The sequence below is a fragment of the Bradyrhizobium sp. Pha-3 genome (assembly GCF_042258615.1).
GTDB lineage: Bacteria > Pseudomonadota > Alphaproteobacteria > Rhizobiales > Xanthobacteraceae > Bradyrhizobium.
In genome coordinates this window covers 7,296,659-7,313,362 of the sequence record NZ_CP170152.1, presented here as the reverse complement: position 1 = coordinate 7,313,362, position 16,704 = coordinate 7,296,659, and the positions used below count along the sequence as shown (strand labels likewise).

Below are 16,704 nucleotides of genomic sequence, written 5' to 3'. Positions count from 1 at the left end.
GTCTCGATAACACCCGCGGGGTAGCGGAAAAGTACGACCAGCCAATCGGCCATCCTCAATTGCTGTCTCCGTTTGGGCCTGATCGCGTGCCGACTTCCTTCAGCATAAAATGCTGGACCTTGCCCAATGCCGTTTTCGGTAGTTCTTGCGTGAAAATGATTTCGCGCGGTGCCTTGAAACGGGCGAGCTGGGATTGCACATGCGCCATCAGCCCTTCCGCTTCGATCTGGGCCCCCGGTCGCCTGATCACATAAGCGATCGGTACTTCCTCCCAGCGCGGATCGGGGCGGCCGACGACGGCGCATTCCGCGACATCCGGATGGCCCATAAGCACACGTTCCACTTCGGCCGGATAGATGTTCTCTCCGCCGGAAATGATCAGGTTCTTCTTGCGGTCGTGGACCCAAAAATATCCATCGGCGTCGCGGCGGCCGATGTCACCAGTGCGATACCAACCATTACTCAAAGCCTCTCGCGTAGCCCGTTGATTGCCCCAATATTCGTAGAAGACGTTGGGCCCACGTACTGCGATCTCGCCTGGTGTACCGGGTGGCAAGTTGCTGCCGGAACCATCGATGATCGCCGCTTCGCAGCAAAGACCGGGCAGGCCGCTTGACCCCTCAGGCACGAGATCTCCGCCGAGCTTCGTATACACAGCGATGGGGCAGGTCTCCGTCGAACCGTAAACCTGTAAGACTGGCACTCCACGCATGACAAAGCGCTCGACAAGGTGCTGCGGCACCATCGTCGATCCGGTACAGATCGCTTTGAGCGCGGAGAGGTCCGTGCTTTCCCATCGCGGATGGTTGGTCAGGGCCTGCATCATGGCAGGGACCAAGGCTGCCAGCGTGGGCCGATCACGCTCGAACGAATCAAACGTTGCCTCCGGCGTAAAGCGGCTTTGGATGGTTACCGTGGCGCCGTGATGCAAACTCGGGGTCGTCTGGATGTTCAGACCGCCGACGTGGAAGAGCGGCAAAACAGTCAGGGCATGATCGGCCGAGGTGAGGTCATGCATGTGCTGACTCATGACGCCGTTCCACAGCAACGCTTCCTGACGCAACACAGCGCCTTTCGGTCGCCCTGTGGTGCCCGACGTATAGACGATCAGAAGCGGGCAGGTCAGGTCCGCACGTGGATTGCGCCCGTCACGACCGTCTTCGTCTAGCAGATCGTCCAACTTGCTTCCGCCCAGAGGCGCAAAGTCCAACCCGACGAGGGAGGTATCGGGCAGTTGCCTCGTCAGAAGGGGCAAGACTGCGTCGAAGGACTGCTCAAGCACGAGCACCTTTGCCCCGGAGTCGGACAAGATGAAAAGCTGCTCGGCGGCCGCAAGGCGCCAATTCAACGGTACGAGGATTGCGCCGAGCCGCGCGCAGGCATAGAGCAGCGCCAGATAATCAGGCCGGTTGAGGCTGAGGATCGCGATCCGGTCTCCTCTCTCGACGCCGAGCTGGCCCTCGAGCGCACGAGAAACCCGCTCGATCCGTCGATTGAAGTCGGCGTAGCTTAGAGTCTGTCCCTCGAAGTGGATCGCGGCTTTTTCGGGAGCATACGCCGCGTTACGCTCAATCAGTGTGCAGAGATCCAATGTATTCTCCGTGTGGCTCGGCTCAGCACAATAGGGTTGTATTGCCGCAGTTAAGCCTGAGCTCGCAATTGCTTCGGGAAGCCTCGATCACATGCTTCGGTCGTCCTTTGCGCAGGCTATGATCACAAGGCCTAAGCAGACCAACGCGGTCCTGGATAGTTGTCATGGGTTGCGAGCAATGGATATTGCCGAAGGACTTTGAGGCACTTGAGTACTTACTCTGTTCTGCTCAACAGCAGTCGCGTGCATCTGCGCGTGGTGATAGGCGCACCACGACGACGGCTTCTTGCCTGGTTTTTGATATACAGGCTCGCCGCACATATACGCCGCTCTGGCATCTCCATCTTTGAAGCCGACAATGGCCCGGCATTGGCCTTCAATGTGGTCGATTAACAGGACCTTCTTGACGCCCTCAGGCTCTTTCAACTTGCTGCTCCGCAGTGCCAAGCCATCTCTTCCGATGTCGCGCCGGTCACGCCGGGCGACACTTGCGGCTCAAGCCGTTTGAAAACCTCTGCGGTCGCACGGTCCCGCATAGCATCGGTCCTGGAATGCCGGGCCATTCACAACAACCTGCGAGCCGTAGCGCCGCGATCATGACGCGCTGCATAGCCGTTTCGACCAAACCGCTGTCGGGGATGAGGGGCGCGATCAACCATTGCGGTGTTGTTCTGATCAGGTGAGACATTCGCAATCCTTCACAATCCTGACGGCAGACGAAGATTCGTGCCCATCTCAAGATCGTACAACTTAACGTTACGTCCGATTCAAGCTCTTTTGGCAGCCGGTATGAACATGCCAAAACTCTCAGGTTAGCGGGAAAAGCGCGGCCGAGCAGGGTAGGGTCAACAGCATTCTACGCCTCGATCTGCGTCAGAAAGTTCGTCATCCCATTGCGACCAGCTTCCCAGCAGGTGAGTCCGTTGTCGCAAACGCCTGCGCTTCCGCGATTGAGGTGCTCGCCGCCCTCGGAGCTGATTTCGCGCCTGACGTCCGTAGCGCCGTCATGGAATAGTTCAGTCGCAGCTGTCCGCCGCTGACGTGGCAATACCAAGTGCCGGATCCGACGATCATTGCTGATCATGTCGGCCTGATGGGAAGGAAGTTTATGACCCTTGCGCCGTTCGAGCAACGAGCCGTCGCGAATGTGCGAGTGGCCGCCATCGGACGCACGTCGCGGTCGCGGGCGTCCCCTGGTGCTGAGATCATCGCAGCGTCTGATAGAGCCGGTAGAGCAGCCGCGCGCGAGGCTCAATCGATGAGACGTAGAGTTGCTCATAATACGTATGCGCGCCCTTGCCGTCGACGCCGAGGCCGTCAAGCGTCGCGGTATGCGGGGCGGTGAAATTGCCGTCCGAGCCGCCGCCGCTGAAGACGTCAAGCAGCTTGAAGCCGAGCTCGGCGGCAATTCCCTTAGCGTGTTCGTAAAGCGCGGCGCCAGCGTTGCTCTTCTCATACGGCGGACGGTTCAATTCGCCGCGGACCTTCACTCTGACGCCCTTGGTGCGTGATGTGATGCCGAGGACCTTTGGCACCAGCTCGTCGGCGTCAGCCATCGTCGGCACCCGCATGTCGACTTCCGCATAGGCCTCTTCGGCGATCACGTTCGGCTTGGTGCCGCCACGGACCACGCCAACATTGACGGTGACGCCGCGCTTGAGATTGTTCATCGCCTCCAACGTCTGGATCACATTGCCGAGTTCGCGGATCGCGCTGCAGCCGTCTTCGGGGCGGGCCCCGGCATGCGCCGGCGTGCCGCTGACGAAGACGTCGAAACGCGCAACGCCCTTGCGCCCAGTGACGATCCTGCCGCCGTCGCGCGCGGGCTCGGTCACCAGCACATATTTGGCCTTGCGGCCCTCGGCCTCGATCAACGCCCGCGAGGTCGGACTACCAATCTCCTCATCCGATACATAGATATGTGTGATACCGAGCGGTGGGCGGATATCGTCGGCGCAAATCTGCCGGAACGCGTGATAGGCGAGGTAGGCGCCGCCCTTCATATCGTAAATACCAGGGCCGAATGCCCTGTTGCCCTCGACCTTGAACGGCAAGCGCTCGATGAATCCCATCGGATGAACTGTATCGAGATGGCTCAGCACCAGAATGCCCGGTACGCCCTGCCCCCAGGACGAGCGCGTGACCAAATGATCGCCGCAGCCGTCACGGCCCGCAACGCGTTCGATGGTGGCCGACAGGTCGCGATAGCCCGCCGCGACGAGATCAGCCAGTTTGTTGACCTGATCCGGCCGCTCCGTCGGAGACTCGATCTCGACCCAGCGGCGAATGCCGTCGAGGATCGGAGCTGTTCCAAACGGATTGCCGGACATGGGTGTCTCTGTGAATTTGAGGGCATTGTTCGCACGAGATCGTGATAAGATTCACTTAATCGCATCTTGATCTGGCGCGAAGATCTTCAGATTCGCCAACTGTTATGGGGCAGGCGTGCCTCTGAAGGTTGGTCTTGGAAGCTTGGCCTGGCCGCGGCAACGATGCTACGCGCCTGTCGATTGTAAAGGAGCTACCAAGGCTGGTAGGTATCGACGCAATTGCTCAAGCTCACGGGTCTGTCCTGGTTGGGGCCGTTCGATCGTGTCCCCGAGCGTGGTGTAGCTGGCGGCGGGGCACCGCGTTCGCCGGCGTGGGCCGGGCAGGTCAGCTGGCGATAGCCGGAAGGCTGACGGTTGGATCATCGCTCAAGGGCGCGATGGTTTCCAGCGTCATGTAACGGGCACGCTGGACGGCCCATTCATCGTTCTGCTCGAGCAGGATCGCGCCGATGAGGCGGACGATGGCGTCCTCGTTGGGGAAGATGCCAACCACCTCGGTGCGCCGCTTGATCTCGCCGTTGAGGCGCTCGATCGGGTTGGTCGAGTGCAGCTTGGTTCGATGCTGGGGCGGGAACGTCATATAGGCCAGCACATCAGTCTCGGCCTCGTCGAGGAAGCCAGCAAGCTTGGGCAGCTTGGGACGGAGTTGATCGGCGACCTTCCGCCACTGTGCGCTTGCCGCCTCGGCATCGTCCTGGGCAAAGGCGGTGGCAATGAAGGCGGACACAACGCGCCGCCCGCTCTTGCCAGCATGCGCCAGCGCGTTGCGCATGAAGTGGACGCGGCAGCGTTGCCAGGTGGCGTTGAGCACCTTGGCCACAGTGGCCTTGATGCCTTCGTGGGCGTCGGAGACGACCAGCTTGACGCCGCGCAGGCCACGGCGGGCGAGCTTGCGCAGGAATGCCGTCCAGAACGTCTCGGCTTCGGAGGGACCAATATCCATGCCGAGAACCTCGCGGCGGCCGTCACTGTTGACGCCGACCGCGACAATCACCGCGACTGACACGATGCGCCCGTTCTGGCGCACCTTCACGTAGGTGGCGTCGATCCATAAATACGGCCAGTCGCCCTCGATCGGGCGGGCGAGGAACGCCTTCACCTTGTCGTCGATCTCGCCGCACAGCCGGCTCACCTGGCTCTTGGAGATGCCGGTCATGCCCATGGCCTGCACCAGATCGTCCACCGAGCGCGTCGAGACACCCTGCACATAAGCCTCCTGCACCACCGCGGTGAGCGCCTTCTCGGCCATGCGGCGCGGCTCCAGGAAGCCCGGGAAGTAGGAGCCTTTGCGCAGCTTGGGAATGCGCAGTTCGACCGCGCCGGCACGGGTCTCCCAGATCCGGTCGCGGTAACCGTTGCGCTGGGCCAGACGCTCGGGGGTCTTCTCGCCATAGGCCGCCCCGGTCTGGCCTTCGACTTCCAGCTCCATCAGCCGCTGGGCGGCAAAGCCGATCATCTCGCGCAACAGATCGGCATCAGGGGTCTTCTCTACGAGCGTCCGCAGGTTCATCATATCGTCGGTCATCGGTGGTTCCTCGGTTGCGTTGGCGTGTCGCAACCCGATCCTACCGGAGAACTGCCGGTGACCACCGCAAAGCCGCCCGCCCGCTACGGCGCTATTTGAGGCGCGCGTGCGGGCGGCTTTGCTCTACCAAGCTACACCATCACTGGGGACACGACCGGCCGTTCTGGCGAGTTGGAGCCGTTTCGATCAAAACTCCGTTGGATATCTGCGCAAATTCCATTCCTGTGGCATCAATCCAGCCGCCTCGCGTGCGCTTGCTGCGACCTTCTCGTAGGCTGCTACTCGGGCCTCGGTCCTTCGGCAACCAAGCGGAGGTGCCACTCAACAGCGATCAGCGCATCGTCCGTTCTTCTCCGCTAACGGCGATTTTCGTAAATCACGCTCAATCAAGCAGCAAGGTTCGAAGCGCGCCCCTGAAGTTGATCAATGGATTGCCCTGGCCTGCCCGGGTCGCGACAATTCGTCCGATAAAGATAGTATGTGTGCCAACCACCTTATGGTCGTACAAAACGCATTCGAGCGAACAACACGCGTTCGGCAATAGCGGTACATCGAGGACGCCTCGAATCCAGGGCGCGGTATCGAAGCGGTGAACACCTTTCGCACCCTCCTGGCCGCCAAAACGCAGCGCAAGGTCCTCCTGGTCGCTGCGGAGAAGGCTCACTCCAAAACTGCGGCTGGCCAGTATCCGATCATGGGTCTCGGAGCCGGCATTGATGCCAACGAGCAGGCACGGCGGCTCCATAGAGATCGACGTCACAGAACTAACCGTCATTCCACGTCGTTCGTCGGCGGCTCCGGTCGCCACGATGGCGACGCCGCTCGCCAGATGTCGCATGGCCTGACGGAACTCCGCCGATTGAATAGACGGAATATCCCGAATCGTAGGAGGGAGCTGGTGGTGACTCATGACCGGTCTCTGGAGTTGTACTCCATTTCTAGTGTCTCCTGCACGCAGTGATGACCTCGATCCCCGACTGGCGAGCACAGATTGGTACCGCGGGCCGCATCGATCTCCTCCAGATCAGCTACAATGCTGACCTGACGGACGTGCAATATCTCGCCGCGTCGCGCCGGATCTGGGGGCGCCGCAGCAGGAGTGCGAGTTGCCGCCCACCCCTTTTCAAGCGGGCGCTCCTCAAGAAACCGCCTGGCGCTGAACTGTCACGGCGAAGAGGTGGCCAGTGCTCATGGATTCGTGGCGCGATCGGAGTAGCTGGGCTGGAGCCTTCCTATGTGCCCGTGCGTACAAAATGATGCCGATTCCGCTACCGCCGGCCAGATGTTATCCGCATGTAACAGCATCGGCACCCTCATGTTCTCTCACGAGAAGACGCTTTTTCGCATCGAGAAGATGCTCATCGAGCGTCGCGTGCAGCGCACCCCGCAGCTCCGACGGGATCGAGCTATCTGTATCGATCAATTCCCGAAACTTTCGAATGATGTGTTCTATCATGTTTATAGATCCGAGTGTTTCCATAGTCTGCGGGGTCATCATCGATTATCTCCTTTGGAGCGCAGCGCGCACGTCGTCTCGGGCCCTGACCTCAACGGCGTGCCGCAACAGGCTTTCGCCGACGAAGAGCGTAGGCTTTTGCGCCGCGTGCTCGGCGCGAATTGCGTTGCTTCGCGCGCGGGCAGGCGGCGCAGCCTCGCCGAAATCTCGCAGAAGCAACGCGCATTCGCGCAAGCAATCTGGCCGCGTTTGTGAGTGGCGGTCTTCTGAATCTTGAGACATCGGTCAACTCGGCTGTCATGCGTTGGAAACCGCGATCAGGCGCTTCAGTCGAGCGGCAGCGGCGCCGCGATCAAGCGATTCTTGCCCAAGTGCGACGCCTTCCTGCAGCGTCGAGGCCCGGCCGGCCACGATCAATGCCGCCGCGGCGTTCAAAAGCGCGGCGTCACGCTGTCGACTCGGTGCGCCATCGAGCACGCTTTGCAGCGCGACGGCATTGATATCGGCATCGCCGCTCTCCAGCACGTCGTTGCGGCAGCGCGGGAGCCCGGCCTCTTCCGGCGTCACTTCGAAGGTCCGGACGGTGCCCGCCTCAAGCGCGGCAACAAAGGTCGGGCCGGTGAGGGTTATCTCGTCGAGCCCGTCCGAGCCATGAACCACCCACACCGACTCGGCACCAAGGTTCTTTGCTACCTGCGCCAGAGGCTGGACCCATTCACGAGAGAACACCCCGACGATCTGCCGCTTGACCCTGGCCGGATTGGACAGAGGCCCGATTAGATCGAACATCGTGTGGGTCCCAAGTGCGGTCCGGATCTGACCAATGCGCTGCATCGCCGGATAATGGGCCGATCCAAACGTGAAGCCGATGCCAGCTTCGTGCACACAACGAGCAACGGCGTCGGGCTTGAGATCGATCTTCACGCCGAGGCGCGCCAACACATCTGCGGCGCCCGAAGCTGACGATGCGGCGCGGTTGGCATGCTTGGCGACAGGAACGCCGACCCCGGCGACGATGAAGGAGGCGCACGTCGACACGCTGATCGAACACAACGGGGCGTCGCTGGTGCTAACGATATCGATGGGGTCGTATGCCGCCTCGAGCCGCGGCATCTTATTCCGCATCGCGGAGGCTGCGCCGGTGACTTCTTCGATCGTTTCGCCGCGGACCCGCATTCCCATCAACAAGCCACCGATCTGCGAGGGAGTCGCGTGGCCCGACATCATGCTGTCAAAGGCTAACGCAGTTTCCTCACGCGTCAGAGTGGCGCCCGTGGCAACTTTTCCAATGATCGATTTAAGCGCTTCCATCGAACTTTACACGGTCCCTGTCCAAACCTGAGGCTCTTCCGTTCAACGGGGGGCTTTCGTTGAAGAGACGTGCCATCGGCTGCATTGATGCAGTGGCCGCCCCGCCCGCACGCGGCAGATGCCTCATTGACGCTTGCGTATCGGTCGGTTTGGGCGTGGACCCCCTGGTGAGGCTACAACCTGACGCTACGTGAGGGTCAAGCTCTCCATTTCGTGAAGCGGTCAAGAGAAGATCGTCGGCCGATGAGGACGGTGTCGGCGCATGGACGCCAGCACCGATGGGACTGTCTCACGCCGCCGCTTGCCGCGTCCGCCTCGATCGCAGCGTTTATGCCGATTCACCGTATCCTTCGAAGCCTCTCGGCTTGCGGGCGCCGCCGTCGTGGAGCTTTGAAGCAGGCCTCCTACCTGCTTCTGGTGTTTCGATGCCGGTTAGATCGAAGCGGAACCAATGCCCTGCCAGATCGTGAATGAAGATGTGCAGACCTCCACGAACAACGGGCTGCCTATTCTCTCATTGATACCACCGAGAACTCCCTCTCGTTGCAGCGGTAGGCGAGCGCTCGCTTAAACCGATCAGGGAGAAATTTGGAGCCTTGAAGATGCAGATGACGATCGCGGCATCGCCATCGATACTGTGGGGCGACCACCTTCGAGGCTGGCGGGATCCGTTATCATCATAATTCTACCTCTCAGCTAGCGGAACGAGGGATGTCTTGAGCATCCATCATGTTCTGCCCGCTTCACAGCCGGAACACGCCGTACTGTGGTGCGTCGATCGGCGCATTCAGCGAAGCGCTCAATGCGATTGCCAGGGCGCTTCTGGTGTCGACCGGATCAAGAATGCCGTCGTCCCAGATTTCGGAGGTCGCATAATAGGCGCTCGACCGCTCGCGATACTCTTCAAGGATGGGCTCTCGAATGGCTGCCAATTCTTGCTCTGAGAGGCGTCCCCCCGCGCGGGCCAATTGTCTCGCCTTGACGTGGGTGAGAACACCGGCAGCCTGCTCGGCACCCATCGCAGATATCTGAGAATTCGGCCAGCTGAACACAAACCGGGGATCAAACGCGCGTCCCGACATAGCGTAAGTGCCTGCGCCGTGCGAGCCGTTACAAACAATCGTAAACTTCGGCACGGACGCCCCGGACACGGCCATGATGAGCTTGGCGCCGTCCTTGGTGATCCCACGCCGCTCATATTCGCGGCCAACCATGAAGCCCGTGATGTTCTGCAGGAAGAGCAGGGGCGTTCGGTTCTTGTCGCACAACTGGATGAAATGGGTGCCCTTTAGCGCACTGTCGCCGAACAACACGCCATTATTGGCAAGGATCCCGATCTGATATCCATGAAGCCGCGCAAAGCCGCACACGAGTGATGTCCCATAGCGCGGCTGGTATTCATGAAATCGGCTGCCATCGATCAGACGAGCGATGACCTCTCGCATGTCGAACTGCGCTCGCGTATCCATTGGAATGATACCATAGAGTTCCGTCGCACCATAGGCGGGCGGCTCAGGGGCGACTCGATCGATCCAGGTCTTCGCCGGCTGGTGGAAGCGAGCGACGACATCGCGGGCAATCGCAATCGCATGAATCTCGGAGCTTGCGCAGTAATCACTGCTGCCCGACACGCTGGTATGCATGAGGGCACCCCCAAGCTCTTCGGCGGATACATGTTCCCCGGTGGCAGCCTTCACGACCGGGGGACCACCGAGGAAAATCGCTCCTGCACCTTCGACCATAATGCTGTATTCACTAAGCGCTGGGACGTAGGCCCCTGCCGCGGTGCATTGGCCCATCACGATGGCGACCTGCGGCACTCCCATCTTCGAGAGAATGGATTGATTGCGGAGAATTCGACCGGCATGGTAGCGATCAGCAAAGAACTCCGCCTGCAAAGGCAGGAATCCGCCCGCGCAGTCGCACAGATGAACCACCGGCAGACGGTTTTCGATAGCGATATCTAAGGCCCGCACGATCTTCTTGACCGAGAGCGGATACCATGCGCCGCTCTTCACGCTGGCATCGTCGGCGTGAACAATCACCTCCCGACCCGCCACAATGCCGATGCCGACGACCTGCGCAGCGCCTGGCACCTCGCCGTCGTATGCCTTGTTAGCGGCCAGCGTGGAAAGCTCCAGGAATGGGGTTTCCGGATCGAGCAAGGCCGCGAGGCGCTCGCGAACAAACAGTTTATTTTGCCGACGCAGCCGCTCGAGGTCCCGCTCGGGTCGGTCGAAGCGGGCAACGCGCTGGCGTTCCTTCAAGTCGGCCGCAAGTTGTCTGTTGTGGAGGTCGTTGCGACGAAACTCCGGTGAGTTCACGTCCGCCACGGAACCGATCCGCTGCATTTCAGCGCCCTTCCTTGCAGAGCGTGACCAGCACAGCGTCGCGCTCGAAGCTCTCGCCTTCCTTGACGTGAATTCGATCGACGATGCCATCCTGTGGTGAGCGTATGATCGTTTCCAGCTTCATGCTTTCAATCATCATCAGCGCCATTCCCGCCGAGACTTGCTGGCCAGGAGAAACGGTGGTCGCAACAACCACACCAGGCATCGGTGCCCGGGCAACCCGCGGACGTGCCTCGTCATTGCCGGAAACGAGCGTTCGCAATGGGTCATTGTAGCGCAATACGCGCGTTCTGCCGCGTATGTGTAGGTGGATCAGCTCGCCCTCGATGGCGAACCGGACCGGTTCGCTCTCGCCCGCAATGGTCAGGATGCCGCTACTGTCGCTGTGACGGGTGAACGCGACGGGGGCGATCACTTGATCACACAGATGGAGACGGTAGCCCTGCTGGCTGGCTGAAAGCCACAATCTGTGATCTACGCCGTCGACCTCGAATGAGTGATACACGTCAATTCCTCCAGCTGCCGAGTGCCGCGTGAAGCGCGGGCACGGCATCGGCCGACTCGCGGACCGGCCCCGTCAGGAGAGCAGCGCATGCCAGGAACGCAGGCATTCCGGCAGCAAAGTTGCCCGCTGCGAGATGCGGGTTCTCTTCGAGGTATCCCGTATGGAACTGACCTTCGATAAATGCCTCGTCGGAAAGGATCCGGGCGAGTAAGCTTGCGTTTGTTTCGCACCCAAGGAGAACCAGCTCCCGAACCGCGCGATGGGCTTTCAGAGCAGCCTCTATGCGGTTTGGTGAATGCACAATGATCTTGGCGAGCATGGAATCGAACGCCGGCGTTATGGTTTGGCCTTGCGTGATGCCGCTGTCGATCCGTACGTTATCCGGATACTCGAGAAGAAGTACGTTCCCAGTGGTCGGAACGTAGCCGCGTTCCGGAGCTTCCGCGTACAATCGGAGCTCGATTGCATGCCCATTTGAAACAATATCGGACTGCGAAAGCGCAAGTTCGCGACCCGCTGCCGCATAGACCTGTTCGGCGATCAGATCGACGCCGGTGATCATCTCAGTCACCGGATGCTCGACCTGTAGGCGTGTATTCATTTCGAGAAAGTAGAACTCTCTCCCGCTGAAGATGAACTCGACCGTTCCTGCATTTTGATAGTTCGCTGCACGAGCGATGCCGACTGCGGTCTCGCAAATTCGTGTCCGCAATTCTGGTGATAGCGCCGGCGAGGGCGATTCCTCGATGATCTTCTGGAAACGACGCTGGACCGAACACTCGCGCTCGAAGAGATGGACCAGGTTACCGAAGGAGTCACCCAGCACCTGTACTTCGATGTGTCGCGGGCTTTCGATATATCGTTCGACATAAAGTCGGCCGTCTCCAAAGTGGCGGCGCGCTTCACTGCGTGCCTGCTCAATGGCGACCTCCAATGCATCAAGGTCGCGGACAATCCGCATGCCCTTACCGCCGCCGCCCCCTGATGGTTTCACGAGCAAAGGAGCTCCAATAGCCCATGCTCTCGAAACGAATGTCGCCGGGTCATCTTCTTCGATGGCGCAGGGCGCGACCGGAAAGCCGTTGCTTTGAACGAAATTGCGGGCGCGAATCTTGTCGCCCATGAGCTCGATGGTTTCTGGAGCGGGTCCGATGAACGCAATACCGGCGTTTGTCACTGCCCTGGCGAATTCCGCATTCTCAGCAAGCAATCCATAACCCGGATGCAGCGCGCCGGCGTTCGCCCTGTGGGCGACCGCGATGATCTGTGCAATGTCCAGATAGCTCGCGATCGGCGTGCGGCCGGTGATCGGTATCGCTAAGTCGGCCATGGAGACGGCGGGAGTCTGCGCGTCGACCTCGTGGTAGGCAATTGCGGAACGAAGTCCAAGCGTGCGTAACGTTTTGATGATTCGCGTGGCTATCTCGCCCCTATTGGCGATCAGAACTGTATCGAAGGGGAATTTGTGCATTTGCCTATCCGGACAAGCGCGCTGGAACCAGAGCGTCCGTCAGTTGTGAGCGACCTTGCTCGTTGATCTGTTCTCGTGTGACCGTCCTGCAGGTCGGGCTGGGGCGACTTCTGAGCGTGAGGGACGCGAACAGGCCGCCTGGTCCGCGATCCTTCACTTCGCGTCGTTGTTTCTCTTTCCTGTATCTCGAACGGAGATTACGTGGCGACATTGCTGACTGAGGCTCGCTTGATTGGATCTGAGACAAGCAGTGATAGCGGCGCGATCTGGTATGTGGCTGTTACAGAGGCGGAACACGTCCTCCATGCATGCCTCTTTCTCCTCTGCGGTAGGCGCTTGATCGCGCGCGCTAACCCGCTCGGGGATTACAGCAGACACTGCGACAGCAAGAGCGATGGCGCAGTGGTAGGCTTTGAGCAGCGAAGGCAACTGGGATCGTTGGTTTTGAAGCATGATTATTCCTTCAAGTCGGTGGGTCTGCCGTATTGTTCTTCCTGCGCGACGCGCAACATGGCCTGTCAGACGGAAAACAGGCCGGAACTGGTTAAGTGCCGGAGCCGCGAGCTCGCTCTTTCGCTTCTGCGGACCTAGCCACGGCGCTCGTCCTCTGTCGGCACGACGCAATCAGCATCGGTCGTAGTCGGGGCCGAGCCCCAGGCGGACGGAAGCAGCTGAGCTGGCTGAGCAGGTGATCATTTTTTGGCTTCCGGTGGTTTTGTGGTCGGGTCTGCCATGCCTAGATGTCGCGAGGCATTGCGTGGGCGTGGCATGCTTTAAGGTGCCCGGCTCGGCCGACTAACCTGCCAGCCCCCTGTGACGCCATAGCCGGCGCGACGCAGGATCGAACAAGACTTGTGGCCCAGGCCGAGTTGTCGCGTGGCAGAGTGATGAGGCAGAAGCGAGGTGCGCTTAAGAAATTGCGAATGATCCACTCGATGGTGGGGAGCGAACCATGGTCGCGCGCGCCTAGGTCATGTGTGGTGTAGTCTTGCAACCTGTATTCCACTCGATGTGAAGACGACGGGCGGGAGTTCTGAGATGGACCCTTTGCCGAGCGCCCGTTCTCATGCGGATAGTGCGACGGCAGAGCGTCCCGTGCAGATCTTGAAACGCGTGAGTTCGTCCAGCCGCGGCTGAACCGGCCTCCGATGAGATGCAGACAGCTGTGCATTCGGAGGATCCAAGAATCGTGATTGAGTCTTGCGGAACGAGTCTGGACGAGTGATGCATTCGCAATTCTCAGTACCTGTCGGGAAGCGTCTAGATTGTCGGAGGTGGTCCCCACTTGTGTAGGATCGTACAATCTAACGCCACGTGCGGTTCAAGCCTTTTCGTGCGTCCAACCGCCTGAATACGCCTGAGGTATGCGCTATTTCGGATAAGTTTCGGCTGCAAGGTCGCACATCGTGTGTTCTGGACGGCGACGGCTGTGTATGGCGCGGGGCAGCGCAAGCAACGGTCAACGCCTGCTTTTGGTGCGACCATCGCATTAGGTAACGGAGACTCCAGCGTTGCTGCTACGTAATTGTACGTAGCGCCGGTGTCGCATTTCCTTGATCTGCGAATTGCATGCTCAGGGCATGAATCCGAAAAGTAAACTCTGCGAGCCCGACCACTGGCGAGGCCGTGCGGAAGCAACGCGAAAGAAAGCGGAAGCGCTCGCTTACGGCAAACCCAGAGATCGGCTTCTTAAGATTGCCATGGAATACGACAAGCTGGCGCGGCGTGCCCAAGAGTGGCAGACGCGCAGAAACTCGGACGATACATGGCCTGATCAGGACTCGTAGGCCGTCGCTGCGCCTCGATCAAGCGCCCGCGGATAGACCGCTACGCAGCTGTTTCGGTGAAGAAAAATGTTCCAATGGCTCGATGCAGGCAAGTCAGCGGCCGCTTGCATGCGACGGAGGCGACGCCGTATGGCGAGCCGACCGACAGTTCCTGGGTCGCGCTATATGGCTTCCAATCGAATCGCAACCGGCATGGAATGCCTGGGTGCTTCTCTAGAGTCAGCCAGTGAGGTCGTGTCCAGGTCGCATTCACTCGATGTGTGGAATGCGTCGATCGAGCGTCACCCGGACTGATGCCGCCGATCCGCTCATCTTGCTATTGTCGGGGGAGGTTGGGCGTGGCGTCCGGCTCCATTGCAAATGAGCGGATACGGTGGCGTGCTCCTGTTGCGATGTCTGATCGCGACACGTACGTCATTTGGCAACGAGTTGGGAGCCGGCCGCCCCGCCCAGCGGCCGCACTTCAGGCCTATTCGTTTTGTCAGCTTCTCGAAAGCTGATCCTCCTTTATGTCATCTTGCGCGCGCCACTTAGACAACAGACGTCGACCTAACTATTGTTCCGAAGAGGCGCGCTCGTGGAAGGCGCCAATCGACGGCGGTCTGCGACGGCTCATCACATCTTTTGTGTGGTGATTGTCGATATAATCATCCCGTTGGGGTTCCTATAACGATTGTCCAGGCCTTCGAATAATCCATTCACCTGGTCTGATCGAACGGTAAACTCTCCATAGTTTGGATCGAACAGCGTGGTCCTTCCCTCCGACGCCGACGTCGCAATTGTGTGCCGGCCACCCTCGGCGAAACGTAAGCTCAGCAAATGCGTCGATCCGTCGCGGGTGATTTTGTCCAGCATGCGCGCGCGGTTCTCAGGTTCATCGAAACTGTATACTTTCTCTCTTCCGGATGGTTGCAGGCCCATTTCCGTCAGCACGGTGTTTTTTGCCTGCATGTTGGCCTGAGAACGTTCTACCCCGTCGCGTCGCAATCCAGCTCTAAGGTCCTCATACTGCTCTTGCCGCTCAGCCGCAGCGCGGTGCCCTTGCGATCCGGGTACTAACGCATTCATTCGGGATGTCGGGCTGTTGTGGAGATTGCTGAGCCATTCTCCAGCCAGCCCAACGCAGATGCCGTTTACATTCGCGCCGGCCAATCCGGCCGTCCTGTAGTCGAATAGGGAGGTGCTCGGCCTCGCCGCAGAGGATGCACCGGGGTTGTCCGGATCCGAGGCGCGTGGCGTGCTAACGCAGCACCCCATTTGGTCGGGCACTCCAGGCGACGGGCTCCTCAGCAGCGCGAGATCCGCAAGCGTTCTCGTAAAGCTGTCGCTGTCGCCTAACTGGCTCAGTGCGTCACTTTGGATAGCGCGTGTGGATGAGTCACTGATTCGATTATCCATGGCGATTCCTGTTTCCCTCGGCGTAAGTCTTTTCGCAGTGAGTTCGGGCCGCTTAGGCGCTGCTGCGGATGATACTCAGACGAGCTGACGACAAGCTGACGGGCAGATGTTCCCCAGCTTGACGTCACCGTGGTGCCGCTTAACGGGACCGCCTCATGGCTGGTAGGGCGTCGCCCGTGAAAAGCTCAGCGGGACAACGGCCGCCGCTGCTCGAATGCCCGGCAACGGCTTGGCGTGCAGCACGAACGAGCCGCGGTGGCAGGCCGATTAACGGAAACGATGGAAGTGCCTTGACGCCGAATTCGTAGGGCGCGGCTGCCCTTGCCGATGCATTCGACCTCGTAGGGGTGGGAAGAAATAAAGCTTCCAGCCGCGCTGGCGCTGCTGTTGCGAACGGATCTCGGCGACCCACCCCAGCAGCAGCGCAAACGCCTCCTCGAGCACTGGCCGACCTTGCGGCGGATGTCGCGAATGATCCGGCCGAGCCGGCTACGCAGGATGCGTCGAAAAACCTTTGGATACCCGCCCACCATTTGTCGTGAGCTTCGTTAGTTCGTCGAGGCTATTGCACCTATAAGAAGGCTGCGATGATCCAGCAAACACCGGCCCAAAGCAGCGCACCGAGGAGAAGCGCGGCCAGCGGCCACAGGTTTCCCCTCTTTTGCGCCCGCCAAGATCGGCAATCAGCCCCGTAATGCTTGATCCCGCAGTGCTTTGGTGTGCGCCAGTGCGTCATTCATCACAACCCGCGCTGGTCCACGGAAAAAGGCTAATGTTTTGATGCTTCGTATCACTCATAAGTTTGCAGTCTTCTTTTATGTCGTCATCTTGTTTGTTGCGCGGCAATCATCCAGCTGATGATTTGGCCGCGCTCCTTAGCAGCTGCATCGGCCAGGATCAAACAATAGTCCATTGTGGATTGATGCTTGGATATAGGGCGTCGTGCTGGCTGGCGTTTCTTCACCACAGCAATCAGCGT

At 59.9% G+C, this 16,704-nt stretch carries 11 protein-coding genes and 1 pseudogene; 1 reads left to right on the top strand and 11 read right to left on the bottom strand.

What is annotated here, in order from left to right; all coding sequences use genetic code 11:
• Window positions 1-55: 55 nt before the first annotated feature.
• The 5 genes from ACE10Z_RS34295 to ACE10Z_RS34275 all read right to left on the bottom strand — a co-directional run bounded on the left by ACE10Z_RS34295 (window position 56) and on the right by ACE10Z_RS34275 (window position 6,356).
• Window positions 56-1,591, bottom strand: coding sequence for a class I adenylate-forming enzyme family protein (locus ACE10Z_RS34295; RefSeq protein ID WP_375784742.1), 1,536 nt, complete (start codon window positions 1,589-1,591; stop codon window positions 56-58).
• A 162-nt stretch (window positions 1,592-1,753) separates the two neighbouring features.
• The gene (locus ACE10Z_RS34290) at window positions 1,754-2,017 is read right to left on the bottom strand and encodes a hypothetical protein (RefSeq protein ID WP_375784741.1); all 264 of its coding nucleotides are present in this window, start codon (window positions 2,015-2,017) and stop codon (window positions 1,754-1,756) included.
• Window positions 2,018-2,796: 779 nt separating this feature from the next.
• The gene (locus ACE10Z_RS34285; protein WP_375784740.1) at window positions 2,797-3,921 is read right to left on the bottom strand and encodes a M20 family metallopeptidase; all 1,125 of its coding nucleotides are present in this window, start codon (window positions 3,919-3,921) and stop codon (window positions 2,797-2,799) included.
• A 325-nt stretch (window positions 3,922-4,246) separates the two neighbouring features.
• Window positions 4,247-5,446, bottom strand: a complete 1,200-nt coding sequence (locus ACE10Z_RS34280) for an IS256 family transposase (protein WP_375784739.1) — start codon at window positions 5,444-5,446, stop codon at window positions 4,247-4,249.
• 382 nt (window positions 5,447-5,828) lie between these two features.
• Window positions 5,829-6,356 carry a flavin reductase family protein gene (locus ACE10Z_RS34275; protein WP_375784738.1) on the bottom strand — a complete coding sequence of 176 codons (528 nt, stop codon included), beginning with the start codon at window positions 6,354-6,356 and terminating at the stop codon, window positions 5,829-5,831.
• 405 nt (window positions 6,357-6,761) lie between these two features.
• On the opposite strand from ACE10Z_RS34275, the gene ACE10Z_RS34270 reads away from it, so the two are divergent.
• Window positions 6,762-7,157 (top strand): hypothetical protein, encoded by a 396-nt coding sequence (locus ACE10Z_RS34270; RefSeq protein ID WP_375784737.1) that lies wholly within the window; start codon window positions 6,762-6,764, stop codon window positions 7,155-7,157.
• Window positions 7,158-7,199: 42 nt separating this feature from the next.
• Here the strand turns inward: ACE10Z_RS34270 and trpD are convergent, their stop codons facing one another.
• The 6 genes and pseudogenes from trpD to ACE10Z_RS34240 form a co-directional block, all read right to left on the bottom strand.
• Window positions 7,200-8,213 (bottom strand): anthranilate phosphoribosyltransferase, encoded by a 1,014-nt coding sequence (trpD, locus tag ACE10Z_RS34265; protein ID WP_375784736.1) that lies wholly within the window; start codon window positions 8,211-8,213, stop codon window positions 7,200-7,202.
• Between the two features lie 743 nt (window positions 8,214-8,956).
• Window positions 8,957-10,564, bottom strand: coding sequence for an acyl-CoA carboxylase subunit beta (locus ACE10Z_RS34260; RefSeq protein WP_375784735.1), 1,608 nt, complete (start codon window positions 10,562-10,564; stop codon window positions 8,957-8,959).
• Between the two features lies 1 nt (window position 10,565).
• Window positions 10,566-11,069 carry an acetyl-CoA carboxylase biotin carboxyl carrier protein subunit gene (locus ACE10Z_RS34255; protein ID WP_375784734.1) on the bottom strand — a complete coding sequence of 168 codons (504 nt, stop codon included), beginning with the start codon at window positions 11,067-11,069 and terminating at the stop codon, window positions 10,566-10,568.
• Window position 11,070: 1 nt separating this feature from the next.
• Window positions 11,071-12,540 (bottom strand): acetyl/propionyl/methylcrotonyl-CoA carboxylase subunit alpha, encoded by a 1,470-nt coding sequence (locus ACE10Z_RS34250; RefSeq protein ID WP_375784733.1) that lies wholly within the window; start codon window positions 12,538-12,540, stop codon window positions 11,071-11,073.
• Between the two features lie 2,402 nt (window positions 12,541-14,942).
• On the bottom strand, window positions 14,943-15,725 hold the full coding sequence (locus tag ACE10Z_RS34245; RefSeq protein ID WP_375784732.1) for a YopT-type cysteine protease domain-containing protein: 783 nt from the start codon (window positions 15,723-15,725) through the stop codon (window positions 14,943-14,945).
• Between the two features lie 219 nt (window positions 15,726-15,944).
• Window positions 15,945-16,231 (bottom strand): annotated as a pseudogene (locus ACE10Z_RS34240) (IS5/IS1182 family transposase); the annotation flags it as partial.
• Window positions 16,232-16,704 lie beyond the last annotated feature (473 nt).

What these genes read in the sequence shown, in the direction of transcription:
- ACE10Z_RS34285 (WP_375784740.1), bottom strand. Translation starts at nt 3,921, where the DNA reads ATGTCCGGCAATCCGTTTGGAACAGCTCCGATCCTCGACGGCATTCGC.
- ACE10Z_RS34280 (WP_375784739.1), bottom strand. Translation starts at nt 5,446, where the DNA reads ATGACCGACGATATGATGAACCTGCGGACGCTCGTAGAGAAGACCCCT.
- ACE10Z_RS34275 (WP_375784738.1), bottom strand. Translation starts at nt 6,356, where the DNA reads ATGAGTCACCACCAGCTCCCTCCTACGATTCGGGATATTCCGTCTATT.
- ACE10Z_RS34270 (WP_375784737.1), top strand. Translation starts at nt 6,762, where the DNA reads ATGTTCTCTCACGAGAAGACGCTTTTTCGCATCGAGAAGATGCTCATC.
- trpD (WP_375784736.1), bottom strand. Translation starts at nt 8,213, where the DNA reads ATGGAAGCGCTTAAATCGATCATTGGAAAAGTTGCCACGGGCGCCACT.
- ACE10Z_RS34260 (WP_375784735.1), bottom strand. Translation starts at nt 10,564, where the DNA reads ATGCAGCGGATCGGTTCCGTGGCGGACGTGAACTCACCGGAGTTTCGT.
- ACE10Z_RS34250 (WP_375784733.1), bottom strand. Translation starts at nt 12,540, where the DNA reads ATGCACAAATTCCCCTTCGATACAGTTCTGATCGCCAATAGGGGCGAG.
- ACE10Z_RS34245 (WP_375784732.1), bottom strand. Translation starts at nt 15,725, where the DNA reads ATGGATAATCGAATCAGTGACTCATCCACACGCGCTATCCAAAGTGAC.